This window comes from Nocardia sp. AB354, from assembly GCF_049538315.1.
Classification (GTDB): Bacteria; Actinomycetota; Actinomycetes; order Mycobacteriales; family Mycobacteriaceae; genus Nocardia; species Nocardia nova.
This window is the reverse complement of sequence record NZ_JBMVFU010000016.1, coordinates 47994-71950: the sequence shown is the minus strand read 5'-3', so window position 1 is coordinate 71950 and position 23957 is coordinate 47994. Positions and strand designations below refer to the sequence as shown.

The window sequence follows — 23957 nt, the reverse complement described above, 5'->3', positions numbered from 1 at the left end:
TCGAGTCTGCACCGCCGCCCGTCCAGCCCTCAGAACCGGGGTCGGGAAACCGGCCCGTCACCCGGCGCCTCGACTACATCGGGCGCAGATCGAGAACCTTGCGCAGCCGGGCGCGGTCGCGTTCGAGTTTGCGCGCCTCGTAGGCGATGGGGAAGTAGCGGATCCGTTCCGGCAGCAGTGGCACGAGCCGCGCCAGCAGCCAGCCCAGGATGCGCAGGTTGCGCTCGTCCTGCGCGGTCCAGGTCAGTCCGAGTTTGCGGCGCGCCGGTTCGGGTGTGGTGCCGACCGTGCAGAAGTACTGCATGCGGCCCAGCGGTGCGGCGGCCAGCTTCCACAGCGGCACCAGCGGTGTGGGCAGCGACTTCGGCGGTGCCACGTGGCGGATCGTCTTCAGATAGTCGCGCGCGGTGTCGGTGGCGACCAGATGGTTCTCGACGGTGTCGGCGAAGAAGACCTCGAATTCGGCGTAGGTCGGCGGAATCTCCTTGGGCGCCACCGAGAACATGCGCAGCAGCTGCAGCACCTCCTGGTAGTACTGCTCCTTCTCCGCGTAGGTGAGCGGCGTGCGGCTGAAATATTTCGAGCCCTCGTTGAAGGCGTAGGTGCCGGTGTGCAGCACCCAGGCCCACGGACCGGAGGCGAGTGCGGAGTGGCGTTTGCCCTGCGCGTCGACGGTGTTGAGGGAGGCGTGCATACGTCGCAGGCGGTCGGCCTCGGCGACGGCCTCGTCACCGCCGTAGGTCCAGGTCATCACCGCCGCGAGACTGCGCATCGCGCGGCCCATCGGGTCGGTGCGAAAGGTCGAGTGCTCGTCGACGACCGCGGAGATCGTCGGTTCCATGGTCTGCAGCAGAAATGCCGATCCGGCGGTGAGGGAGAAGGTGATCAGTCCTACCTCGTCCCACATGCGGGTTCCGGGCTCGATCGGCGTGCGGGGGCCGAGTTCGTGTTCGGTGCGCTCGGCGCGGGCGACGGAGGCGGTCATCCGTGATCTCCTTTGACCACTAGACATGATGAGAAGATTACATGCGAATCATCTCACTCTCTTTCGATCTTGGCAACCGCGCGCTCACCGACGACGCGCCGCACGGCTCAAAAGTGAACACAACCTGAAATCTCGGTGAACTGATGGAAGAATGGGATCCTCGCCACATCGAAAGTTCAGGGAGGAGGGATCCAGCCATGATCCACACCCACGCCCACCCCTCGTTGCTGGGGACCTTGCGCACCTACGCCCGCCGCGCGCTGGCCCGCCATACCCTGACCGCCGAGGAACGCCGCAATCTCGCTGCCACCCAAGCTCATCCGGCCGTCTACAGCGCATCCCTGGGCAGCCACCCGCATCTGTAGCGAGTCCCGGAACGCACCGAAGCCCCAGCCGGATTCGGCTGGGGCTTCGTGAATTCGGTTGTGCCGTGACGACTTACACGTCGTAGTACAGCTCGAACTCGTAGGGGTGCGGACGCAGGTTCACCGGCGCGATCTCGTTGTCACGCTTGAGCTGGATCCAGGTCTCGATGAGGTCGTCGGTGAAGACGTTGCCCTCGGTGAGGTACTCGTGGTCCTGCTCGAGGCGGTCGATGACCGAGGCCAGCGAGGTGGGGGCCTGCGGGATGTTCTTGGCCTCCTCCGGCGGGAGCTCGTAGAGGTCCTTGTCGACCGGGGCCTGCGGCTCGATCTTCTTCTTGATGCCGTCCAGGCCGGCCATCAGCATGGCGGCGAAGGCCAGGTACGGGTTACCCGAGGAGTCGGGCGCGCGGAACTCGATGCGCTTGGCCTTCGGGTTGTTGCCGGTGACCGGGATGCGGACCGCGGCGGACCGGTTGCGCTGCGAGTACACCAGGTTGATCGGGGCCTCGTAGCCCGGCACCAGACGGTGGTAGGAGTTCACCGTCGGGTTGGTGAACGCCAGCAGCGACGGCGCGTGGTGCAGGATGCCGCCGATGTAGTGGCGGGCCAGGTCGGACAGGCCACCGTAGCCGGCCTCGTCGTGGAACAGCGGCTTGCCGTCCTTCCACAGCGACTGGTGCACGTGCATGCCCGAGCCGTTGTCACCGAACAGCGGCTTCGGCATGAAGGTGACCGACTTGCCTTCCTGCCACGCGGTGTTCTTCACGATGTACTTGAACAGCTGCAGGTCGTCCGCGGCCGACAGCAGGGTGTCGAAGCGGTAGTTGATCTCGGCCTGACCGGCGGTGCCGACCTCGTGGTGGCCGCGCTCGAGCTCGAAGCCCGCGTTCTGCAGGTTGGTCGAGATCGTGTCGCGCAGGTCGACGTAGTGGTCGTACGGGGCGACGGGGAAGTAGCCACCCTTGTTGCGGACCTTGTAGCCCAGGTTGCGGGTGCCGTCCGGGTTGAACTCCTCGCCGGTGTTCCACGAGCCGGAGACGGACTCGATCTCGTAGAACGCGCCGTTCATGCCGGAGTCGTAGCGGACGCCGTCGAAGATGTAGAACTCGGCCTCGGGGCCGAAGAACGCGGTGTCGGCGATACCGGTCGAACGCAGGTACTCCTCCGCCTTGCGCGCGATGTTGCGCGGGTCGCGGGAGTAGGCCTCACGGGTGAACGGGTCGTGCACGAAGAAGTTCATGTTCAGCGTCTTCGCGGCACGGAACGGGTCGATCCGGGCGGTGGAGAAGTCGGGCAGCAGCAGCATGTCCGACTCGTCGATCGACTGGAAACCGCGCACCGAGGAGCCGTCGAACGCCAGGCCCTCTTCGGCCAGGTCGGTGGTGAACGACTTCGCCGGGATGGAGAAGTGCTGCTGAACGCCAGGAAGGTCCGAGAAGCGTACGTCGACGTACTCGACGTCCTCCTCCTTGATGTACTTGATGACCTCGTCGGCCGTGCTGAACGCCACTTAGTACTCCTTACGGATCGGTTCCCAGCCTGTGCCGATTGCTGGGTTTCAGCGCTGAACGGTATGGATGCGGTGTTTCCCCGCAATCAAGGCTGTGTTTCGCCAGTGTTACACGTGCTGCTGGACGGGTCGGCGGCATCCCCGGGCAACACCGCGCGGTGGGTCGCTCACGATGCGGTGCCGGACCAGCACCGTTATCCTGCCACCACGGCATCCGGCGCTCGATTCGAGGACCGCGCATCGTCGCCGATCGGTGCGCGCGACCGCGAGAGTTTCCCGGCCGCAACCGCTTTGGGAAATCGCCCCAGCGGGGTGCCGTGCTGCCGTCGCCGCGGGCGGCCGGACGGGGTGACGCGGACCCGCCGGCGGGTAACCGGCGGCCGACGGCCGGTGTTACGTGGCTGCCGGGTGCGGGCGCGGGTGTGACGTAATCCTCACCGTCACCACGCCTAAGCTGGGAGCATGGCGCGAATTACCGGTTCCTGGCTGTCCGGCCCGAATGCGGCCCACCCCGGCGAGCCGCAGCCCGACGACTACCCCGGCAAGCTGCTCGGCCTGCCGCGGGAGGGTGTGGGGTCGCTGGCGCCCATGTCGCGCCGCATCGCCGCGCTGTTCGTCGACTACTTCATCGCCATGGGGATCGCCGCGCTGATCGTGCGCGGCGCCGGATCGCTCAACACCGTCACCTACCTGATCTGGTTCGTGATCGGCGTGGTGACGGTCATGCTGTTCGGGTTCACGCCGGGGCAGTACTTCCTGGGAATGCGCACGGTCCGGATCGATGCGTCGGCGCCGGTCGGATTGGTGCGGTCGGTGGCGCGTCAGGTACTGCTGACCTTCGTGGTGCCCGCGTTGTTCACCGACGGGGATCGCCGCGGTATGCACGACCGGGCGACCGGGACGGCACTGATCCGCGCTCGGTAACAATCGTTCGCGGCCCGGCAGGAGGGGCCTGTCGGCGCGCGACGACGGTGAGTGGTTACGTGGCCGTCGGCCGGCCCGCGCCGAGTCGCACACCGTCGAGCAACAGGTCGAGGAGACGGTCGATCTGCTCGCGGTCGATACCGGCCAGTGTCGCGCCCGCCATCGCCGCCGTGATGTCCTCGGGCCGGACGTCGTCGCGCAGCGTGCCGGCCGAGATTCCCGCATCGAGGACGGAACGAATTGCCGCACTGAGTCTTTCGCGGGTCTGCGCCGAGGTCACCGCCCCGGAGGCGATGACCTCGCGCAGCGCCTCGGCCATCCCGCGTTTGGTGGCCACGAAGTCGGCGTAGCGGCCGAGCCAGATGCGCAGTGCGTCCTCCGGGCTGTGGTCGGCGAGCAGGTGCGCCGCCTGATTGCACAGCTGTTCCAGTTCGCTGCGGTACACGGCCTCGATGAGCGCCTCCCGCGACGGGAAGTGCCGATACAGCGTGCCGATGCCCACTCCGGCGGATTTGGCGATCGCGTCCAGGCTGACCGTGCCTTCTTCGCCCGTGAACGCGGTGAGAGCGGCATCGAGGAGCAGTTGGCGGTTGCGCTGGGCATCGCGGCGTCCACGCGGCTGTCCGGACAAAGTGGAGGGTCCTCCGTTTCTGTACTACTCTGATTCTTAAGCGGAGGATCCTCCGTTTGATGCCAGGATAACAAGGGAGACCCGAATGACGGTCATGACGCAACCGCGTGACGGCGAACTGGCGGGACGTGCGGTCGGCCGGATCGGTTACGGAGCGATGCAGCTGGAGTCCGGCGCGGACGGGGTAGCGGTTGTGCGGCGAGCGGTGGAACTCGGCGTGAGCCACATCGACACGGCCGGTTTCTACGGCAACGGCTCGGTGAACGCGCTGCTCAGGGAGGCTCTGCATCCGTATCCGGACGATCTGCTGCTGGTCGACAAGGTCGGCGCCGTGCATACGGGCGATGGTCTCGTGCCGGCGCAGAAGCCCGAGCAGCTACGGGCCGCGGTCGAAGCGGATCTGCGGGCGCTGGGCGCCGAGCAGTTGGCGGTGGTGAACCTGCGCCGGGTCGACGGTCCGCCCGGAATCGTGGCGACCGGTGATCAGATCGTGGATCTCGACGACCAGCTGGCCGAGCTGATCTCGCTGCGGGACGAGGGCAAGATCGGGGCGATCGGACTGAGCAGTGTCACCGTCGAACAACTCGGGCGCGCCGCCCCCGCCGGGATCGCGTGCGTGCAGAATCTGTACAACCTGCTGGAACGCGACGAGGAGCCGCTGCTGGCCGAATGTTCTTCGCGGGGAATCGCTTTCGTGCCCTACTTTCCGCTCGGCTCGGGATTTCCGGATCGGCCCAAGGTGGCCGGCGACGACGTGGTGCGCGATATCGCGGGCCGACTCGGGGTGACGCCGAGCCAGGTGGGGCTGGCGTGGTTGCTGGCCCGCGATCCGCACATCCTGCTGATTCCGGGGACTCGCAGCATCGGTCATCTCGAACAGAATGTGGCGGCGCGAGATGTCCGGCTGGATTCCGGGATGCTCGCCGCGCTCGAAGAACGGGCCTGAGGGCGGGCGGCTCAGAACATCATCTGCACCGTCTTCTCCTCGGTATAGGCCTCGATGCCGGCGGGGCCGAGCTCGCGGCCGATGCCGCTGCCGGCCCGCCCACCCCACGGCGTGGTCATGTCGGGGATGCCGAAGGCGTTGATCCACACATTGCCGACGCGCAGATCACGCGCGGTGGTCTGCGCGGTGTGCAGGTCCTCGGTGTAGATGATCGCGTTGAGCCCGAAGTGGGTGTCGTTGGCCAGCGCCGGCACATCGGCGGTGTCGGAGAAGGGAATGATCGTGGCCACCGGGCCGAAGATCTCCTCGCGCGCGATGCGCTGGTCGTGGCGGCCGAGAAAGACGGTCGGCTCGACGAAATAGCCGGGCCGCTCGGCGAGTGAACCGCCGGTCACCAGTTCCGCGCCCTCGGCGACGCCCAGTCCGAGATAGCCGCCGATGCGCTCGTGCTGCTGCCGGTTCACCACCGGTCCCATGGAGACCTCGGCGTCGAACGGGTCGCCCAGGGTGAGCGATTCGGCGTGTTCGGCCAGCCGCCGCGTGACCTCGTCGACCAGGCTGTCGTGGACGTAGACGCGGGTGCCGGCCGCGCACACCTGGCCTTGGTGCAGGAAATTGCCGACCGCGACAAACGGCAGTGCGCGGTCGAGGTCGGCATCGGGAAAGACGATCTGCGGATTCTTCCCGCCCAGTTCGAGGGTGACCTTGCGGAACTGGCCGCCGGCGTGGGTGTTCATGAGGGCGCCCACCTCGGGGCTGCCGGTGAAGGTCAGCTTGGCCAGGCCGGGGTGGCGGGCGAGGGCGGCGCCGGCGGTCTCGCCGCGGCCGGGCACGACGTTGAACACCCCGTCCGGCACCCCGGCCTCGGCGAGGATTTCGGCCAGCCGCAGGATCGACAGCGCCGCATCCTCCGGCGGCTTGATCACCACGGTGTTGCCCGCCGCCAGTGCCGGGGCGATCTTCCATCCGGCGACCACGATGGGGTTGTTCCACGGTGTGATCGCCCCGACGACACCCAGGGGCTCGCGCAGGGTGTAGTTGAGCCGGTGCCGGCCGGCGTAATCGGGCAGCTGCACGGTCGAGCCGTGCAGTTTGTCGGCGTATCCCGCGTAGTAGCGGAACGTGGCCAGGGTGGCCGGAATGTCGCCGAAAACGCCGTCCTTGTACAGCTTTCCGACCTCGAGGGTCTCGAGCGCGGACAGGTACTGCGTGTCGGCCTCGATGAGATCCGCTGCGCGGAACAGGATTCGCCCGCGTTCGGCGCCGCCCATCTGCCTCCAGCCGCTGCTGTCGAAGGCCGATTGCGCCGCGCGGACCGCGTCGTCGACGTCCTCGGCCGACGCGTCGGCGATATCGCAGATGTGCTCGAGGGTGGTCGGATTCTCGGAGCGGTAGGTCGCGCCGCCGCTCGCGTCGCGCCAGCGGCCGCCGATCCAGAGGCGGCGGGGCGGGAACGTGGTCGGAGCCTGAGCGCCGTCGGCGCGGGCGGTGGAGGTGTAGTCGGACACGGCTGCTCCTGACGACTGATCGAAGTGTGAGCAGGCTAGCGCGGCGATCGTATGTTGTGAAGCAGTTTCCGATTATCGGACAAGCGTAGCCAAGTCGCGGGGACGCAAGGCGCTGGATGTCCGCTGCGACGTGCCGGGCGGAGCGGCTACCCCAGCGCCGAATGCAATCGCTGGGCGGCTCGGCGTACGGCATCGGCCATCGCCGGGGTTTCCTGCCCGACCAGGGTGACCACGCCGACCGCGGCCGGAGGACCGGGTAGTCCGGGCAGCGAGGCGACGACGCCGTGCGCGCCGGGCACCAGCTTGCCCTCGCTCTCGAAGATGCCGCTCTCACCGCGCCGCGACGCCTCGATCGCCTCACCGAGGGCGCCCTGTCCGCGCCCGGTGCGCGCGCCGACCCGATAGGCGACGTGGAAGGTGGTGAACGGTGGTTCGACGACCGCGACCGCGAGGACGTCGTCGCCGTCGGCGACGCAGAAATGCGCCGTCGCCTCCACTTCGCGGGCCAGATCCTCGAGGATCTCGCGGGTGGCCTCGCGCACCGAGCCGAGGACGTGCTGGGTCAGCACGAGCGCGCCCGCGGAGACGCTGACCGTGCCGTCCTCGGCGCGGCGCACCAGTCCGTGTTCGACCAGCGTGCCGACCAGGCGGTAGATGATCGTGCGGGAAAGGCCCAGCTCCTGCGCCAGTTGTGCGGGGGTGCGGGCATGGGGGCTGCTGGCGAGCAACTTCAGCACATCGAGTCCGCGGCTCAGAGTCTGCGAGGTGTCGGGCGCCGGCATGGCAGAAATCCTACGTGGGCGGTCCCTCGATCAGCTCACGCTCGGCGGCCCACTGCTCGACGTATTCGAGACATGCGCGCAGATGGTCCGGTTGTCCGACGTAATAGTGTGTGGCGCCGGGGATTACGCGATAGGTGCGGTCCGGGGTTGCGAGCGCGTCGCGCACGATCGGGTTGTGGGTGGCCGGCACCGCGTCGTCGGCGGAATTCTCGATCTGCAGCACCGGGCCCTTCGTGATCCGCGCGGCATTGCGCGCCCCGCCCGCCACCGAATGGTCCAGACTCCACTGGCTCAGCCACGACCGCAGGGTCGTATAGCGGGCGAGGCCGACCGGTCCGACGTTCGCGGTGCGCGGATCGCCGAGATAACACCAGTTCGGGCGGCGGTCGTTGGGGTCGACGGCAGGATCGAGCCAGCGCACATCGCACATCGTGCGGTGGACCAGGAAAGGCTGTTCCTGTTCGGGCCCGCCGGCGGCGCGCAGGCCGGCCAGGCGCGCGAGCGCCCATTCCGAGATACGGCGGTTGCGGGCGCGCTGTGCCTCGCGGAATCCGGCGACGTATTCGGGGCTGTAGGGCGGGCGCTGGGGGGCGTCGTCGGCATAGATGTCCCAGGTGGCGTCGCGGCGGTGCGGAGCGGTTTCGTCGATCACCGACGGATCGAGCCATTCGGTGAGCGTCTCGGCCCGCGACAGATGAGCCGCGATGAACACCACCCCGTCGGCCGGTGAAAGTCCCGCTCCCACAACATCTACCGGATCTCCGGCGGGCGTGTGCGTAATGCTCGGATCCAATGCCTCGGCCTGATAGAGCAGCGACAGCGATCCGCCGCCGGACCAGCCGACCAGGATCACGCGGTCGTAGCCGGCGACCTCCCGCGCCCAGCGCACCCACGCGCCGAGGTCGAGGACCACCTTCTCCATCACCAGCGCGGAATCGTTCTTCGGGTAGCGGCTCGCCCCGCACAGCACGTGATGTCCGCGGGCGGCGAGCGCGGTCGGCATCGGCAGCAGATTCAGCGTCGAGGTCGGATGCTGGAACAGGAAAACCGTTCCGCCCGAACGTCGTTCGCCGGGCGGTCGCAGCAGCTGCCCCTCCAGTACGATCCCGTGACCGCCGGTGAATCCATAGGTCTCGCGGACCGTGGGCTGCTCCTCGCTGTGCAGGATCACCGGGATCCGCTCGAACGGCTCACTCACGATGGCCTCTCTTCTGTTGTGGCCGACCGGCATACGGTTTGTCCGACCAGCTCCACGGATAGCCGGGCACATCGCTCGCGGTGCCGCCTTCGGCGACCTCCAGCGGGCGGAAGGTATCGACCATGAACGCCATCTCGTTCGGTTCGGTGAAACCGGGGGAGTCGAGATAGGCCTGGCGCCGGGGGCCGTGGGTGTACGCGGCGGGATGCAGGCTCACCGAACCGGTCCGGATGCCGGACCCCTTGCGCGCGGCGGTCTCTCCGGCGAAGTAGAACATCACCTCATCGGAGTCGACGTTCGAGTGGTAGTAGGGCACCTTGATCGCCCCGGGCGCGAATTCCAATGGGCGCGGGACGAAATTGCACACCACGAAGCCCGGGCCCTGCAGCACCTGGTAGGTCGGCGGGGGTTGCAGCACCGCGCCGACGACGGGGGAGAAGTCGCGATAGTTCAGCGCGTACGGATACAGGTGCCCGTCCCAGCCGACCACGTCGAACGGGTGATGGTCGTAGACGACCACCGTGCCGTGCAGGCCCGAGGCGGTGCGATGTTTGACGTAGACCTCGGTGTCGGCGTCGACCAGCTCGCCGGGGGCCGGCAACGGTCCGGCCGGTCCGCGCAGGTCGCGCTCGGTGATCGGGGAGCCCTCGAGGAATTGGCCGTAGCGCGTGCGGTGCTTGTCCGGCGGTTGCACGTGCCCGGACGCCTCGACGCACAGCAGCCGTAACGGGCCCGCGTCGGTGTGCGGCAGCCAGCGATGGATGGTGACCCGCGGTATGACGACATTGTCGCCCTGTCGCACGTCGACCCGGCCGAACACGCTCTCGAGGGTGGCGGCGCCGGCCTCGACGAAGATCACCTCGTCGCCGATGCCGTTGCTGTAGAGCGGAGAGGGCTCGTCGGCCACGACGTAGGAGATGCGGACATCGGCATTGGCGAGAACCGGGCGGCGGTGCCGGACCGCGTCGCGGCCGGTGACGTCGTGAAAAAGGTCGGGCAGATGAAAATGCCGGGGCAGCAGCGGGATGTTCGCGGTGAGGGACTGATCGCCGAGATCCCACTCGCGCGCGTCGACCAGCGCCGACGGCACGCGGCGGTGATAGAGCAGCGAACCGGTCCCCGAGAACCCTTCCTCCCCGATGAACTCCTCGAACGTCGGCGTGCCGTCGTCGAGGGTGAAGGCGGTATGACGCTGCCGCGGGAATTCGCCGACGGCCCGGTAGTACGGCATCGCACCTCCTGATTGCCTGTCCGACTTTCGTGGCCGGATGTCCTATATACGAACCTATGGGAGGCGGTGTGGTCCTGTCCCGGGTTTGACGGAGATGCGGCGGGAGTCGGCCTACACGGCGATCGCCGCCACCCCGGACATCCGGGATGGCGGCGATCAGGGTCTTCAGCTGTGCGACAGAACCCGGCGTGCGTAATTCAGCGGCGGCGGATGGTGCGCTGCACTCCGCGCATCTTCGCGCCGGCCGGCAGCGGGCCCTTCGGCAGCGCCGGTCCGCCGCGGGTGGCCAGTGCGGTGAGGCGGCCCTCGATGAGGTCCATCCGCTTGGCGTCGATATTGCGGGGGAGTTTGGTGAGGTGGCGCTGCAGGTTCTTCAGCGGAACCTGGCCCTCCTCGTTGCCGATCACGATGTCGTAGATCGGGGTGTCGCCGACCAGGCGAGCGGTCTTCTTCTTCTCCTGCGCCAGCAGCGATTTCACCCGCTGCGGCGACCCCTCGGCCACCAAGACCACACCGGGCAGGCCGATCACGCGGTGGACGGCGTCGAGCTGGGTGGTGGCGGCGACGGCCTGGGTAGCGCGCCACTTACCCTGCAGGTTGTCCAGCACCCACCAGGCCGCACCCGCCTGACCCTCGGCCTTGGCGTAGACGTTCTTCTGCACCCGGCGTCCGAAGATGATGAAGGCGACCAGCGCGCCCAGCAGAATGCCGACCGGCAGCAGGAACCACTGCATGTTGAACAGGAAGCCGACGAGGAACAGCACCACGGTGATGCCGACCAGTGCGCCGATCATCAGCGGCAGCAGCAGTTTGTCCTCTTTGCGCACCATCTGGAACGTCTGCCAGAGCTGCTGACGCCGCTCCTTCGACGCCTGCTTGCGCGCCGCCTTCGCCGCGGCCTTCGCTTCCTTCGACGGTGTGCCGCCCTTACCTGCTGCCATACCTCTCAGGATAGTGGTCGAGCGGGACATACCCCGCACGGGCCGCAGAACAGCGCGACGCTCGCCTCAGACGGTGGCTTCGCTGCGACTGCGCAGGTCCGCGGCGATCTGGCTCGGCATCGGTTCGTGCCGCACATAGCTGCGGTCGAACTGGGCCGCGCCGCGCGAGAGTGAGCGCAGGTCGATGGCGTAGCGGCTCAATTCCAGTTCGGGGACCTCGGCGCGGATGACGGTGCGCCCGGCGGCGGCCGGTTCGGTGCCCAGTACGCGGCCGCGGCGGCCGGCCAGATCTCCGAGGATGGTGCCGACGAAATCGTCGGCGACGGTCACCCGCACCTCGGCGATCGGTTCGAGCAGGTCGATCCGGGCGGCGGCGGCCGCCTCCCGCAGGGCCAGCGCTCCCGCGGTCTGGAAGGCGGCATCGGAGGAATCGACCGAATGCGCCTTGCCGTCGAGCAGGGTCACCCGCACATCGACGAGCGGATATCCGGCGGCGACGCCGCGCTCGGCCTGCGCGCGCACGCCCTTCTCCACCGAGCCGATGAACTGGCGTGGTACCGCGCCGCCGACCACCTTGTCGACGAATTCGATCCCGGAACCCTCCGGCAGCGGTTCCACCTCGATATCGCAGATCGCGTACTGGCCGTGGCCGCCGGACTGCTTCACATGCCGCCCGTGCCCGGAGGCCTTGCCCGCGAACGTTTCTCGCAACGCCACCCGATACTCGTCGACATCGACCTGCACGCCGAACCGGGACCGCAGCCGTTCCAGCGCGACATCGCGATGCGCCTCGCCCAGGCACCACAGCACCAGCTGATGAGTGCGCGGATTCTGCTCCAGGCGCACCGTCGGATCCTCGGCGACCAGGCGGGCCAGGCCCTGCGACAGCTTGTCCTCGTCGGCCTTGCCGTGGGCGCGCACCGCCACCGGCAGCAGCGGTTCGGGCAGCGGCCACGGCTCGATCAGCAGCGGAGAATCCTTGGCCGACACCGTATCTCCGGTCTCGGCGTGCCCCAGTTTGGTGACGTAGGCGATATCGCCGGCGATGGCCTGGCCGATCGGGAACTGTTGTTTGCCGAACGGCGCCGTCACCGCGCCGACTCGTTCGTCGACATCGTGCCCGTTGCCGTCGTTGTGCCCGCAGATGTGCACGGTGTCGTCGGCGTGCAGGGTGCCGGCGAAGACGCGCACCAGCGACACTCGGCCCACATACGGGTCGGAGGCGGTGCGGATCACCTCGGCGGCCAGCGGCGCGCCCGGATCACAGGACAGTGGCTGCGGCGCGGCACCGTTGCTCGGGCAGCGCGCCGCGACCGCGTGTTCGGCGGGGGTGGGGAAGCCGCGGGTGATCAGCTCGAGAATCTCGACCATGCCCAGGCCCTCGCGGGTGCCCTCGGGCGGGGGCGCCGCGATCAGGATGGGATGGAAGCGGTCGCGCGCCACCGCGCGTTCCAGATCCGCGATCAAGGTGGTGAGGTCGATCCGTCCGCCCTCGAGATAGCGGTCCATCAGGGTTTCGTCTTCGCTCTCGGCGATGATGCCCTCGATGAGCCGGTTGCGTGCGGTCTCGATCTGCGCGGTCTGTTCGGCGGTGGCGTCGGTGCGGGTGTGGGCGCCGCCGGAACAGTCGAAGACCTGCTCGGTCAGCAGGTCGACGACTCCGGTGACCGGGCGGTGCCCGTCGGCGCCCTTCGGGCCGTACACCGGCAGCTGCAGCGGCAGGATGGCGTCGGTATCGCCGTCGCCGAGCAGATCCGCGCAGGTCTGGGCCATCAGGTCGAAATCGGCGCGGGCCGCGTCCAGATGGGTGATCACCAGGGCCCGCGGCATCCCGACCCGCGCGCATTCCTCCCACAGCGCCAGCGTCTGCCCGTCGACACCGTCGGCGCCCGCGGCGGCCGAGACCACGAAAAGGGCCGCATCCGCAGCTCGCAGACCGGCCCGTAGTTCGCCGACGAAATCGGCATATCCTGGCGTATCGATCAGATTGACCTTGATGCCGTTCCAGGCGACCGGCACCACCGACAACTGCACCGAGCGGTGTTGGCGCTGCTCGATATCGTCGTAGTCCGACACACAGGTGCCGTCCTCCACGCGGCCGGCTCGGGTGAGCGCCCCGGCCTCCATGGCCAGTGCCTCCACCACGGTGGTCTTGCCGGAGCCGGTGTGCCCGACCAGGACCACATTGCGGATACCGTCGGGCTGCGATGCCTCGATCACTCTGCCGGCGGAACTGTTACGGGCGGCGGTGCTCGCTTTCTCGGCCATGTCTCTTCACTTCCCGGAGTCGACACGTGCGGTTGCTTCGAGCTTCCCACCGGCGCGCGGCTGTGTCACCCGTTCCGGGGATCCGCACCCCATCCGTGGTGAATCCGCACCCCGTATGCAACGAACGACCGGCCGAACGGGAATTCGGCCGGTCGCTGCGGGGTGGCTGGGGGTCGTTCAGCTGCCGAATCGGGCGAGCACCGAACTCGCCTCCTGGCTCGCCGAGCCCTCCTGGGCCAGATGCGCCATCTCCGGTGCGATCTCCCGTCCGTGATGCGCCATCGCCTGCGCGTACAACCGGCCGGCGCGGTAGGAGGAGCGCACCAGCGGCCCGGCCATCACGCCGGCGAAGCCGAGTTCGGTTGCGACGCGGGAATGTTCGACGAATTCCTCCGGCTTCACCCAGCGGTCCACCGGATGGTGGCGCGGCGAGGGCCGCAGGTACTGGGTGATGGTGAGGATGTCGCAGCCGGCCTCGTGCAGATCACGCATCGCCTGGGTGACCTCTTCGGGCGTCTCACCCATACCGAGGATCAGATTCGACTTGGTGACCAGACCGGCCTCGCGGGCCGCGGTCAGCACCGCCAGCGACCGTTCGTAGCGGAATGCCGGGCGGATCCGCTTGAAGATGCGCGGCACGGTCTCCACGTTGTGCGCCAGCACCTCCGGCCGCGAGGAGAACACCTCGGCCAGCTGATCGGGATCGGCGTTGAAATCGGGGATCAGCAACTCCACGCCGGTATGCGGGTTGAGTCGCTTGATGGCGCGCACGGTTTCGGCGTACAGCCAGGCGCCGCCGTCTTCGAGGTCGTCGCGCGCGACGCCGGTGATCGTCGAGTACCGCAGGCCCATCGCCTGCACGCTCTCGGCCACCCGGCGCGGTTCGTCGCGGTCGAGCGCGGCGGGCTTACCGGTGTCGATCTGGCAGAAATCGCAGCGCCGGGTGCACTGTTCGCCGCCGATGAGGAAGGTGGCCTCGCGGTCCTCCCAGCATTCGAAGATGTTGGGACAGCCCGCTTCCTCGCAGACCGTGTGCAGCCCTTCGCGTTTGACCAGGCCCTTGAGTTCGGAGTACTCGGGGCCCATGGTGGCGCGGGTGCGGATCCACTTCGGCTTGCGTTCGATCGGGGTCTGCGCGTTGCGGGCCTCGATGCGGAGCAATTTGCGACCGCCTGATTCCCGTACCAGGGAATCGGGGGACGAAGTGGCCGGCGCGGCGGTGTGTGCCGTGCCGCTGTTCGATGTCGGGGTGTCGACGGAGGTCACTCGAACGACTCTACGCCCGCCGAAATCGGGCCCGGCAGCGTGCGCTGCATCAAGGTCAGATCCATCCAGCCGCCGAACTTGTGCCCCACTTCGGGCAGCTGGCCGACGATCCGGAAGCCGAACTTCTCGTGCAGCAGAATCGAGGTCTTGTTGGATGTTTCGATCGCCGCGATCACGGTGTGCACCCGCCCGGACTCCTCGGCCCGTCCCAGCAGTGCCGTCAGCAGCGCGGTCGCCGCGCCGCGGCGCTGGAACCGCTCCGAGACGTACACCGAATTCTCCACGCAGTACCGATAACCGGATTTGGGCCGCCACTGCGCGTAGCTGGCATAGCCGGCCACCTGACCGTCGATGATGGCGACGAGCACCGGGTATCCGGCGGCCACCCGGTCGCGCCACCAGCGCAGGCGATCGTCGAGGTCGACCGGGTTGGTGTCCCAGATGGCGGTCGTCTCGGCCACGGCGTCGTTGTGGATGGCGAGGATCGTGGGGATGTCGCGTTCCTCGGCATCGCGAATGCGCGGTCCACCCGACTGGATATCGGTCACCGCCTCAAACTATCGGCAACCAACGGTGGCGGCGAGCCGACTCGGTCACACGCGTGGGGGCGACGGGCGTCTATCTCTGCGACTTCGGCGCAGGGGTAGCAGACAGGTCACCATCGCGACCACGAGCGGTAGGACGCTGACGGTCGACATGGTCAGCCGCAACCCGCCGGCGACGTCGAGTCCCAACTCCAGTCCGCTGGTCTGCCGCAGCAGATTCGGATCGTAGGTAGTGCCCGGACTGAGCGCCATGCCGCTGCGTACCGCGTCGACGGCCTGTTCGGCCCGCGTCACCGCCATGCCGCGTGCCTCGGCGTCGGCCGACCATGCCTGCCGGAAGAAGAACTGGAACAGCAGCAGATAGACGGTGGGCCCGAACGCGCAGCCGATCATGCCGAACGCCAGCTGGGTGGAGGCGACCGTGCCGGAGTGCCCGGGCGGCGCTTCGGCGAGAACCGCCTCCGACACCGAGACCGAGGTGACCAGAGATCCCAGGTTGCCCAGCCAGACGACCGCTACCAGCAGCCACAGCGCCATCGTGGGGCTCGCGGTGGCTGCCAGCACGAATCCGCTCGCCGCCAGCAGCAGCAGGCCCGCGACCATCACCGGCCACGGAGTGGTCTTTCCGACCACGCGGCCCGCGAAGACGACGGCGCCGGCGATCAGCAGGGTGCCGGGCAGATACAGCAGGCCGATGGCTTCGGGCGACAAGGCCAGCACCGTACTGCCGAATTGCCCGAGGACGAAACCCAGCCCGGCGGCGAGCAGGTTCAGCGTGAGGGCCGCCGTCAACGCCAGACAGAATCCGGAGCTGCGGAACAGGGCCAGGTCCAGTGCGGGCTCGCGTGCCCGGCGTTCGTGTCGGACGAAGAGCAGGGCGGCGGTGGCGCTGATCGCCAGAGTCAGCCAGGTCTGTGGGCGGGTGATCCCGTTCTGCGCTGCCGCCAGGCCGATGACCAGTGTCGTCAGTGTCATCCCGAACAGGCTGATCCCGCCGACGTCGAGCCGTCGGCGCTCGGTGCGAGCAGCCTCCGGCACATAGCGCACGGTCAGTACGAGCGAGACCGCGGCCAGCAGCGGAGTGAGCAGGAACAGGAACCGCCAGCCGGCGGTGGTGACCACCCAGCCCGTGAGCGCGGGGGTGACACCACACAGGACCATCTCGACGCCCATGAGCATGCCGATGGCCGCCGCCCGCCTGCTCTCCGGCACCGACGTTTTCAGCAGGGCCAGGGGCCCGCCCAGCAGCGCGGCCATGCCGAGTCCGGCCAGAGCCCGCATCGCCAGCAGGAAGCCGAAACCGGGCGAGAAGAAGGACAACAGGTCGGCGACCGTGACGACGATCAGCCCCAGCGTGAGCAGCCGCTCCAGTCCGAACGCGTCGCCGAGGTTGCCCGCGGCGAGGACCGCGGCGGCCATCACCAGCGTCGCGGTTCCACCCAAGAGCCCGATCAGATGCGGCGGAACGTGGAGAGCGCGGCTCACCTGCGGCAGGTTGAGGTTGAGCACCAGCGGGTCCACCACCGTGATGGTGAAGGCGAAGGCCAGTCCGACGACGATCGGCAGGATCTTCGTATCCGTCGCTGACCGTGGCGGTGCCATCGCCTCACCTCCTGTGCGGTTCCGGGGCGAACGTCACGACCAGGACATCGCGGTAGGCCGCCCGGCTCGGATCCACCGGAGACAGGGGCGACACGCTGTGCAGAGTGCGGCGGTCGTCGCCCAGCAGCAGATCTCCGGGCTCGCCGAGCGTCGCCGTCACCAACTGCCTGCCGTCGGTGTCGAAGACCGAACTCACCCCGCCGGTGGCGTTTCGCCGACCGACCAGCAGCGACGCGACCAGCGTGACACCGTCGCGGTGCCGGCCCTCCGGCGTGGGCAGCCCCCGCGCGTCCGCGGCGGCGACGACTCGGAAGGGGTGCACCTTCACGGTCCACTCCGGCGGGTCGTCCAGCGTCGTCGCGAATCGCCCGAGCAGCCGCAGCACAGCGCGGAAAACCGGCGCGGCGACGAACGAATCCGTCAGGGGCTCGAAGATGCGGTCCCTGCCGACATAGAGCGGATTGGTGGCCTCCGGCTGCACGAAGTATTCCTGCGGGAGCCGACGGAACTGCCCGGTCGCCGCCGAGAAGGAGAACAGGCCGTAGCGCCGCAGTCTGCGGGTTCCCCGCTCGGAGGCGTACTCGTCCGGGCGCAGCGCGTCCCAGTGGGCGTGGAAACGGGCCCATGCTCGTTCGTCCACGCCGAGCCACGACGTGGTGACGGCGGCGGGCACGAGGTGGACACCATCGCGCAGCAGGGCCTGCCGGGCCGCCGCCGGGACGAGAGGCGAGCGCGTCCGCGGCCCAGGAGAAGCCTGGGGAGCCGTCTGTGCCACACCGGTCACCTTCTTCGCGCGATGACCCGCTGTCCGCCTTGCGTTGTGCGACTTCCGACGAGGCGCCGGACAGCGACCGAGCCGATTACGCCATTCGAGCCTACGGCGGCGTGGCCGGAGAACACCAGCGCGGACCGTGGTCGATCAGCGGTTGTCGCCGATCACCGAGGCCAGCGCCTGCCCGATGGTTTCGTGGCGGAAGGTGTAGCCCGCCTCCTCGAGCACGGTGGGAATCGCGCGCGGGCCGCGCAGGATCGCCTCCTGGGCCAGTTCGCCGACCGCGGCCTGTAATGCGACGGCGGGCACGATGAACGGAGCCGGACGATGCAGCGCCCGCGCCAGCGCCCGATTGAATTCGGCATTGGTCACCGGCGCCGGGCCGACCATGTTGACCGGTCCGCGCACCGACGGATTCGTGAGCACGAACGAGATGCCGGCGACCTCGTCGTCGAGTGAGATCCACGGCTGATACTGACGCCCGCTGCCGAGGCGCCCGCCCAGTCCGATCGAATACAGCGGCCGCAGCAGGGCGAGCATGCCGCCGTGACGCGAGAGCACCACCGCGCTGCGCACCTGCACCACCCGCACCCCGGCGTCGACCGCGGGCTGGGTGGCGGCCTCCCAGTCAAGGCACAGCGTCGCCAGGAAACCCGTTCCGGCGGAATCGGATTCGGTGATCACCCGGTCGCCGGTGTCGCCGCCGTAGAAATGCACGCCGCTGGCGTTCACCAGCGTCGGCACTCCGGCGGCGGCGACCGCGGTGGCCAGCACATCGGTCGGGCCGATGCGGCTGTCGCGCAACTGCTGCTTGTAGCTGCCGTTCCAGCGCCGCGCGCCGAGTCCGGCGCCGCAGAGGTTGACCACGGCATCCGCCGCTCTCAGGGCCGGTGCGGGCACCTGTGCCCGCACCGGATCCCAGCTGAACTCGTCCTCGGCCGCGGCGGGACGGCGCACCAGGCGAGCCACCTCGTGCCCGTCTCGACGCAGCGCGGCGACCAGCGCCGTCCCGACGAGTCCGGACGAACCGGCGATCACAACCTTCATGTCGTCACCGAATCGTCGTGTCGCCCAGCTGTTTACAGACCGAGATCGGCCTCGAACGCGGCCTCCTCCAGCCGGTGCCTGATGGTGGTCAGGAAGCGGCCGGCGTCGGCGCCGTCGATGAGGCGATGATCGTAGGTCAGCGGCAGGTAGCACATCGAGCGGATGCCGATGAACTCGCTGCCGTTGTCGGAGATGACGATCGGGCGCTTGACGATCGCACCCGTGCCCAGCATCGCCGCCTGCGGCGGAACCAGGATCGGGGTGTCGAACAGGGCGCCCTGGCTGCCGATGTTGGTGATCGTGAACGTGCCGCCGGCCAGCTCGTCGGGCTTGAGGCCACCGGTGCGGGCGCGGTTGGCGATATCGGCGATCGCGCGGGCCAGTCCGGCCAGCGACAGGTCGCTGGCGTTGTGGATGATCGGCGACAGCAGACCCTGCTCGGTGTCGACCGCGATGCCCAGGTGCACCGAGGAGTGGTAGGTGATCTCCTTGGTGTCCTCGTTGTAGGAGGCGTTGACGTTGGGGTGCACGCCCAGCGCCTCCACGGCGGCCTTCGCGAAGAACGGCAGGAACGTCAGGTTGACGCCCTCGCGGTCGGCGAATGCGCTCTTGGCCTTGGCCCGCAGCGCCGCGATCTTGGTGACGTCGACCTCGTGGGTCTGGGTCAGCTGCGCGGTGGTCTGCAGCGATTCGCGGGTTTTGGTGGCGGTGATCTGCCGGATGCGGTTGGCCTTCTGGACCGTGCCGCGCAGTGCCTGCAGCTGCGGACGGGCGCCGGCCGGAGCCGACGGCGCGGCAGCGGCGGCCGGAGCGGCGGCGGGCTGCGGAGCGGCCGGAGCCTTGGTGGCCTCCGCCGCCGCGAGCACGTCCTGCTTACGGATGCGGCCGCCGACGCCGGAACCCTTCAGCGTCGACAGATCGACGTTGTTCTCCTGAGCCAGCTTGCGGACCAGCGGGGTGACGTAGGGGGATTCGCCGTTGCCGGACGCGGTCGACGGCGCGGCCTGGGCCGGAGCTTGCTGCGCGGGAGCCTGCTGCGCGGGCGCCTGCTGCGCGGGCGCTTCCTGCTCGGCCGGAGCCTGCTGGGGTGCCTGCTGCTGGGCCGGAGCCTGCTGCGGTGCCTGCTGTGCGGGGGCCTGCTGGGCGGGCGCTTCCTGGGCGGGTGCCTGCTGCTGGGCGGGCGCCGGAGCCGGGGCGGGCGCCGGAGCCGGGGCGGGCGCGGACTGCGCGGCGGCGGGCGAACCGCTGCCGATCACGCCGAGCTGACCGCCGACCGACACCACGTCGTCCTCGTTCGCGCTGATCTCGAGCAGCGTGCCTGCCACCGGCGAGGGGATTTCGGTGTCGACCTTGTCGGTGGAGACCTCGAGCAGCGGCTCGTCGACCTCGACCTGGTCACCGACCTGCTTGAGCCAGCGGGTGACGGTGCCCTCGGTGACGGATTCGCCGAGTTCCGGCATCTTCACCGGGGTGCCGTCGGCGGCGCCGCCGGACTGTGCGGCGGGCGCGGGCTGCTGCGCGGGAGCCTCCTGCGCGGGGGCCTGCTGGGCGGGCGCTTCCTGCGCGGGCGCGGATTCCGCGGGTGCCTGCTGCGCAGGTGCTTCCTGGGCAGGGGCGGGCGCCGGCGCGGATTCCTCACCGGCATCGCCGATCACGCCCAGTTCGCCGCCGACCTCGACGACGTCGTCTTCCTGGGCCACGATCTTGGTGAGTACACCCGCTGCGGGGGACGGGATTTCGGTGTCGACCTTGTCGGTGGACACTTCGAGCAGGGGCTCGTCGACCTCGACCGTGTCTCCTTCCTGCTTCAGCCACCTGGTCACAGTGCCCTCGGTGACGCTCTCACCAAGAGCTGGCATCTGGACGGAGAAGGCCATGTCCGTTGACTCCTCTAACTGCTCGACGGGTTCACAACAGTTCGTCTCTCGGCGGGGGCGCGCCGCGGTCGCGGCGAGCACCCGACTGCCACCGAACATTCCTGTGGCACCGGAGATCCGTGCGGTTCTTGTTCCGGTTCTCCATCCTTGCACTCGCCGTTGCGATACGTACCACAGGGCGGGCGGTCGGCGGGCCCATGGCGACATCGCAGCATCCGTGCCGCTGCGGAGAGCTGCCTCGATGACGATCGTCGGGCTCGGCGTGTCTGATTCGACACCCCGCGCGAAACCGCCGGGTCGGGACACGGTGTCCGCGGCGGACCTGGGCATCCGCCCGAAATGCCCGACAGCTGGCACTATCGATGGATCGGGAGCGCACGCACCCGACACGCGAACAGGAGGTAGGCGGCCGTGGGGTTGCTCGATCGTTTCCGCGGCGGCCGCGCGGGTAGAGGCGCCGACGCCTCCGATATCCGGTATCTGGCCGACTGGGTGCGCACCCACGTGGGCGTCGAGGCGTATATCGAACCCAAGACGACAGTGACCGATGTCACAGCGATACTTATCGCCGCCGATGGGGAATGGACGCGCCGGGTCGTGGGCGAGCGCGGCGCACGCCAATTGTCGACCCGCCTGGGGATTCCCGTCTACGACGTGGGCCGCACCGGTTACCCGCAGCGCATGCGCGACTACGACGCCCGCAAACGCATCGAGCGTAAGCGCGCGCTGGAGGCCGATCTGCGGGATCTGTCCGCGGAGTAAGCGTCCGCGGACAGATATCCGCAAGTTGATCCAGCGGGGAGCGGCGCCCCGTCGCAAGGGCCGCGGGGACGCGCTGATGTCTGAGCCGAAATCACTCGTGGAGTTACCCGGGGTGATGGTCACACGCCGACCGAGACCCCGGACGACCACGTCCGAGCGTGCCGCCGGGTTCTCGAATGCCCTTGCGCCGCTTATTCGCCCGCGATATCGGTCAACACGGCGACCAGCGTGCGCACAGGAACGCCGGTGCCGCCCTTGCCGATGTAGCCGAACGGCCCGCCGGTGTTGTAGGCCGGACCCGCCACGTCCAGATGCGCCCACTGCACACCCTCGGGCACGAATTCCTTGAGATAGGTTCCGGCGACCAGCATGCCGCCCCAGCGGTGCGGGGACACGTTGGCCATATCGGCGACCTTCGAATTCAGGTCGGCGCGCAATTCGCTGGGCAGCGGCATCGGCCAGCCGTTCTCGCCGACCTCCTGCGACAGCCGCGCGACCCGGTCGCGGAACTCCTCGGTGCCCATCACGCCGGGGGTGCGGGTGCCGAGTGCGACCATCTGCGCGCCGGTCAGCGTCGCGACGTCGATCAGGTAGTCCGGATCGTCCTCGCCCGCCCGCACGATCGCGTCGGCCAGGATCAGCCGGCCCTCGGCGTCGGTGTTGATGACCTCGATCGTGGTGCCGCCGTATTGGGTGAGCACATCACCCGGACGCTGCGCGGTTGCCGAGGGCATGTTCTCGGCCATCGGCACCGTCGCGGTGACCGTGATGGGGAGCCCGAGCCGCGCCGCCACCAGGGTGGTCGCGATGACCGCCGCGGCGCCACCCATATCGGAGGTCATATTTTCCATATTGGCCGCCGGCTTGATCGAGATGCCGCCGGTGTCGAAGGTGATGCCCTTACCGATCAGGGCGACCTTCGTGTCCCCGCCGGAGTAGGTGATGCGGATCAGCCGCGGCGGGCGCGAGGAGCCCTTGCCGACGCCGACGATGCCGCCGTAACCGGCCGCCTCCAACTGCTTCTCGTCGAGGATCTCCACCTCGAGTCCGGCCGCCCGCGCCAATTCGGCTGCGCGCTCGGCGAATTCGGCCGGGAAGAGCGCGTTCGGGGGAGTGTTGACGAAATCGCGCGCGGTCGCGACCGCCTCGGCGACGGCCTGGGCGCGGAACAGTTCCTCTTCGCCGGAATCGGCTGTGGGAACCAGGAATTCGACCCGCTGCAGCGGTTGTTCGGCCGGCTTGGGCGCGGACTTGTCGGACTTGAACGTGGTGAAGGTGTAGGCGCCGAGGTAGAAGCCCTCGGCGGCGGCGCCCAGATCCAGTCCGGACAGCGTGGTGACGGCCGTGGCGGTGCCGGCGAGCGAGCGGGCGGCCACACCGGCGGATTTGCGGATCTGCTCGGCATCCAGCGCGTCCTGTCCGCCGAGTCCGACCGCGAGCACACTGGTCGCGCCGAGCCCGTCCGGGGCCGGGATCCGGGTCAGCTCCTCGGCCTTGCCCTTCGCGCCGACGGCCAGCAGCGAGGCCAGCAACTGCTCCCGGGTGCCGGCATCGAGCACCCCGTCGAAAACGTCGGCCGCGGCGATCACGGGCCCGTCGTCGGTGGACAGAAGTCCGACCACGAGGACATCGGTGTCGGGGCCGATGCTCTCGGTACGTGCCAGTTCCGGGCCGAGTGAACGATCTGCAACAGCTGTCATGCGCCCAGGTTACTGGGTAGGCTCGGAGCGCCTTGGGGGAGCGACGCGGTCGGAGACGGTGGTGCGCGTGACCACGGAGGCCGCCACCGAGCACGACGGGAGCCCGCCGGACGGAATTCGCTGGTGCCGGTTCGCGGTGGCATGCGTCCGATGCGCCGGCATGCGGTTCACCTGTCGGCGGATCTGGAAACCGCACGCGCGGTGGGCGGTAGGCACGGGCGCCCGGTGGTCTTCGACGTCGCGGCCGGGCGGATGCATCGCGACGGGCAGTCGTTCTACCGCACCGGCAATGGAGTCTGGTTGGTGAATGCGGTCCTGCCGGCGTATCTCTCGCCGAGAGACTCTGCGGGCTGAGTGGGAAATAGTCGGGGACTGCCTCGGGTCTTACGCGCTCCCGCCCGGGTGTGAGTTCGGCTCACTCCTCGTCGGTCTGCGCCGACAGCGGTACCCCGGTGTGGAAGAACCGGATCAGCCGCCCGATCCGCACGCAGTGTGCGGCGCAGCGCTCGAAATGGTGTGCCAGCAGGGCCGTTTCGACCGCCATCGCATTGCCGTGCTGCCAGCCGTCGTCGGCGACCGCCCGCAGCAGTTGCTGCTGGAGCTGCTCGATCGCCGGATCCGGCGGGATCAGCGTGGTGTCCGGTTCCACCTGCTGGGCCGAGATCACCGCGATGGCCGCCGCGGTGAGGTCGACCAGCGCCGCGGCCATCGCCGAGAGTTGATGCGTGATGTCCTCGGGCGCCACGGGTTCCGGGAACTTCCGCACCACACCGTCGGCCACCCGGCTGAGCCCGCCCGCGATGCCGGACAGATCCTCCGCGATCTGGATGGCGGTCACCACATTGCGCAGATCCCGCGCGACCGGCGCCTCCAGGGCGAGCAGAATCACCGACCGGTCCTCGCATTTGGCGTGCTCGGCCTGGATTCTCTCCTCCAGCGCGAACACCTCGTAGGCAGCGGTCAGATCGGCGTTCTCGATCGCCACCGCGGCGCGTTCGGCCGCCTCGTGTGCCAACCGAGCCATATGAGCGAGCTCTTCGGTGAGCGCCGCGAGTTCGGAGGAGAATTTCGTTCGCACTCTGGTATCTTCGCCGCCC

General features: G+C 68.8%; 22 protein-coding genes. 5 read left to right on the top strand and 17 right to left on the bottom strand.

Translation table 11 applies throughout. The annotated features are described in order from the left end of the window. Nucleotides 1-73: 73 nt before the first annotated feature. Nucleotides 74-985, bottom strand: coding sequence for an oxygenase MpaB family protein (locus tag ACPCUW_RS22585; RefSeq protein ID WP_030515338.1), 912 nt, complete (start codon nt 983-985; stop codon nt 74-76). Between the two features lie 197 nt (nt 986-1182). Here ACPCUW_RS22585 and ACPCUW_RS22580 point away from each other — a divergent pair, with 197 nt between their 5' ends. Continuing rightward, nucleotides 1183-1350: a hypothetical protein gene (locus tag ACPCUW_RS22580; RefSeq protein ID WP_156055587.1), complete on the top strand. Its 168-nt coding sequence runs from the start codon at nt 1183-1185 to the stop codon at nt 1348-1350. Nucleotides 1351-1423: 73 nt separating this feature from the next. Here the strand turns inward: ACPCUW_RS22580 and glnA are convergent, their stop codons facing one another. After that, a complete protein-coding gene (gene glnA, locus ACPCUW_RS22575; protein ID WP_064903148.1) occupies nt 1424-2860 on the bottom strand; it encodes a type I glutamate--ammonia ligase in 1437 nt (478 codons plus the stop codon). 462 nt (nt 2861-3322) lie between these two features. On the opposite strand from glnA, the gene ACPCUW_RS22570 reads away from it, so the two are divergent. After that, nucleotides 3323-3784, top strand: a complete 462-nt coding sequence (locus ACPCUW_RS22570; protein WP_423426943.1) for an RDD family protein — start codon at nt 3323-3325, stop codon at nt 3782-3784. 55 nt (nt 3785-3839) lie between these two features. Here ACPCUW_RS22570 and ACPCUW_RS22565 read toward each other — a convergent pair whose 3' ends face one another. After that, nucleotides 3840-4415 carry a TetR/AcrR family transcriptional regulator gene (locus tag ACPCUW_RS22565; protein ID WP_423426941.1) on the bottom strand — a complete coding sequence of 192 codons (576 nt, stop codon included), beginning with the start codon at nt 4413-4415 and terminating at the stop codon, nt 3840-3842. Between the two features lie 85 nt (nt 4416-4500). Here ACPCUW_RS22565 and ACPCUW_RS22560 point away from each other — a divergent pair, with 85 nt between their 5' ends. Beyond that, nucleotides 4501-5361 carry an aldo/keto reductase gene (locus ACPCUW_RS22560; RefSeq protein ID WP_423426940.1) on the top strand — a complete coding sequence of 287 codons (861 nt, stop codon included), beginning with the start codon at nt 4501-4503 and terminating at the stop codon, nt 5359-5361. An 11-nt stretch (nt 5362-5372) separates the two neighbouring features. Here the strand turns inward: ACPCUW_RS22560 and ACPCUW_RS22555 are convergent, their stop codons facing one another. The 12 genes from ACPCUW_RS22555 to sucB all read right to left on the bottom strand — a co-directional run bounded on the left by ACPCUW_RS22555 (nt 5373) and on the right by sucB (nt 20398). Then, the gene (locus tag ACPCUW_RS22555; RefSeq protein ID WP_423426939.1) at nt 5373-6869 is read right to left on the bottom strand and encodes an aldehyde dehydrogenase family protein; all 1497 of its coding nucleotides are present in this window, start codon (nt 6867-6869) and stop codon (nt 5373-5375) included. Between the two features lie 146 nt (nt 6870-7015). Further along, a complete protein-coding gene (locus ACPCUW_RS22550) occupies nt 7016-7651 on the bottom strand; it encodes an IclR family transcriptional regulator (protein ID WP_063910689.1) in 636 nt (211 codons plus the stop codon). Nucleotides 7652-7661: 10 nt separating this feature from the next. Continuing rightward, nucleotides 7662-8849, bottom strand: a complete 1188-nt coding sequence (locus tag ACPCUW_RS22545; protein WP_423426938.1) for an alpha/beta hydrolase family protein — start codon at nt 8847-8849, stop codon at nt 7662-7664. Beyond that, the gene (locus ACPCUW_RS22540; RefSeq protein WP_063011090.1) at nt 8842-10080 is read right to left on the bottom strand and encodes a homogentisate 1,2-dioxygenase; all 1239 of its coding nucleotides are present in this window, start codon (nt 10078-10080) and stop codon (nt 8842-8844) included. The genes ACPCUW_RS22545 and ACPCUW_RS22540 overlap by 8 nt, the downstream gene beginning before the upstream one ends. A 197-nt stretch (nt 10081-10277) precedes the next feature. Then, nucleotides 10278-11021 carry a DUF4191 domain-containing protein gene (locus ACPCUW_RS22535; protein ID WP_063011088.1) on the bottom strand — a complete coding sequence of 248 codons (744 nt, stop codon included), beginning with the start codon at nt 11019-11021 and terminating at the stop codon, nt 10278-10280. 66 nt (nt 11022-11087) lie between these two features. Then, nucleotides 11088-13289 carry an elongation factor G-like protein EF-G2 gene (locus ACPCUW_RS22530; protein WP_423426936.1) on the bottom strand — a complete coding sequence of 734 codons (2202 nt, stop codon included), beginning with the start codon at nt 13287-13289 and terminating at the stop codon, nt 11088-11090. A gap of 177 nt (nt 13290-13466) precedes the next feature. Continuing rightward, on the bottom strand, nt 13467-14555 hold the full coding sequence (gene lipA, locus ACPCUW_RS22525) for a lipoyl synthase (protein ID WP_369817514.1): 1089 nt from the start codon (nt 14553-14555) through the stop codon (nt 13467-13469). After that, a complete protein-coding gene (locus ACPCUW_RS22520; protein WP_281207931.1) occupies nt 14552-15103 on the bottom strand; it encodes a GNAT family N-acetyltransferase in 552 nt (183 codons plus the stop codon). Before ACPCUW_RS22520 ends, lipA begins: the two co-directional genes overlap by 4 nt. Before the next feature lie 45 nt (nt 15104-15148). Further along, nucleotides 15149-16702: an MFS transporter gene (locus tag ACPCUW_RS22515; protein ID WP_423426934.1), complete on the bottom strand. Its 1554-nt coding sequence runs from the start codon at nt 16700-16702 to the stop codon at nt 15149-15151. Nucleotides 16703-16706: 4 nt separating this feature from the next. After that, nucleotides 16707-17399 (bottom strand): 2OG-Fe dioxygenase family protein, encoded by a 693-nt coding sequence (locus ACPCUW_RS22510; RefSeq protein ID WP_423427070.1) that lies wholly within the window; start codon nt 17397-17399, stop codon nt 16707-16709. 222 nt (nt 17400-17621) lie between these two features. Continuing rightward, nucleotides 17622-18521 (bottom strand): TIGR01777 family oxidoreductase, encoded by a 900-nt coding sequence (locus ACPCUW_RS22505; protein ID WP_423426932.1) that lies wholly within the window; start codon nt 18519-18521, stop codon nt 17622-17624. A 32-nt stretch (nt 18522-18553) separates the two neighbouring features. After that, on the bottom strand, nt 18554-20398 hold the full coding sequence (gene sucB / locus ACPCUW_RS22500; protein WP_423426930.1) for a 2-oxoglutarate dehydrogenase, E2 component, dihydrolipoamide succinyltransferase: 1845 nt from the start codon (nt 20396-20398) through the stop codon (nt 18554-18556). Between the two features lie 411 nt (nt 20399-20809). Here sucB and ACPCUW_RS22495 point away from each other — a divergent pair, with 411 nt between their 5' ends. Next, on the top strand, nt 20810-21160 hold the full coding sequence (locus ACPCUW_RS22495) for a hypothetical protein (RefSeq protein WP_063019567.1): 351 nt from the start codon (nt 20810-20812) through the stop codon (nt 21158-21160). A 191-nt stretch (nt 21161-21351) separates the two neighbouring features. Here ACPCUW_RS22495 and ACPCUW_RS22490 read toward each other — a convergent pair whose 3' ends face one another. After that, nucleotides 21352-22860: a leucyl aminopeptidase gene (locus tag ACPCUW_RS22490; RefSeq protein ID WP_423426928.1), complete on the bottom strand. Its 1509-nt coding sequence runs from the start codon at nt 22858-22860 to the stop codon at nt 21352-21354. 123 nt (nt 22861-22983) lie between these two features. On the opposite strand from ACPCUW_RS22490, the gene ACPCUW_RS22485 reads away from it, so the two are divergent. Beyond that, nucleotides 22984-23214, top strand: coding sequence for an RNA 2'-phosphotransferase (locus ACPCUW_RS22485; RefSeq protein WP_423426926.1), 231 nt, complete (start codon nt 22984-22986; stop codon nt 23212-23214). Nucleotides 23215-23275: 61 nt separating this feature from the next. On the opposite strand, the gene ACPCUW_RS22480 is transcribed toward ACPCUW_RS22485, so the two are convergent. Beyond that, on the bottom strand, nt 23276-23938 hold the full coding sequence (locus ACPCUW_RS22480) for a phosphate signaling complex PhoU family protein (protein ID WP_030515320.1): 663 nt from the start codon (nt 23936-23938) through the stop codon (nt 23276-23278). Between the last annotated feature and the right edge of the window lie 19 nt (nt 23939-23957).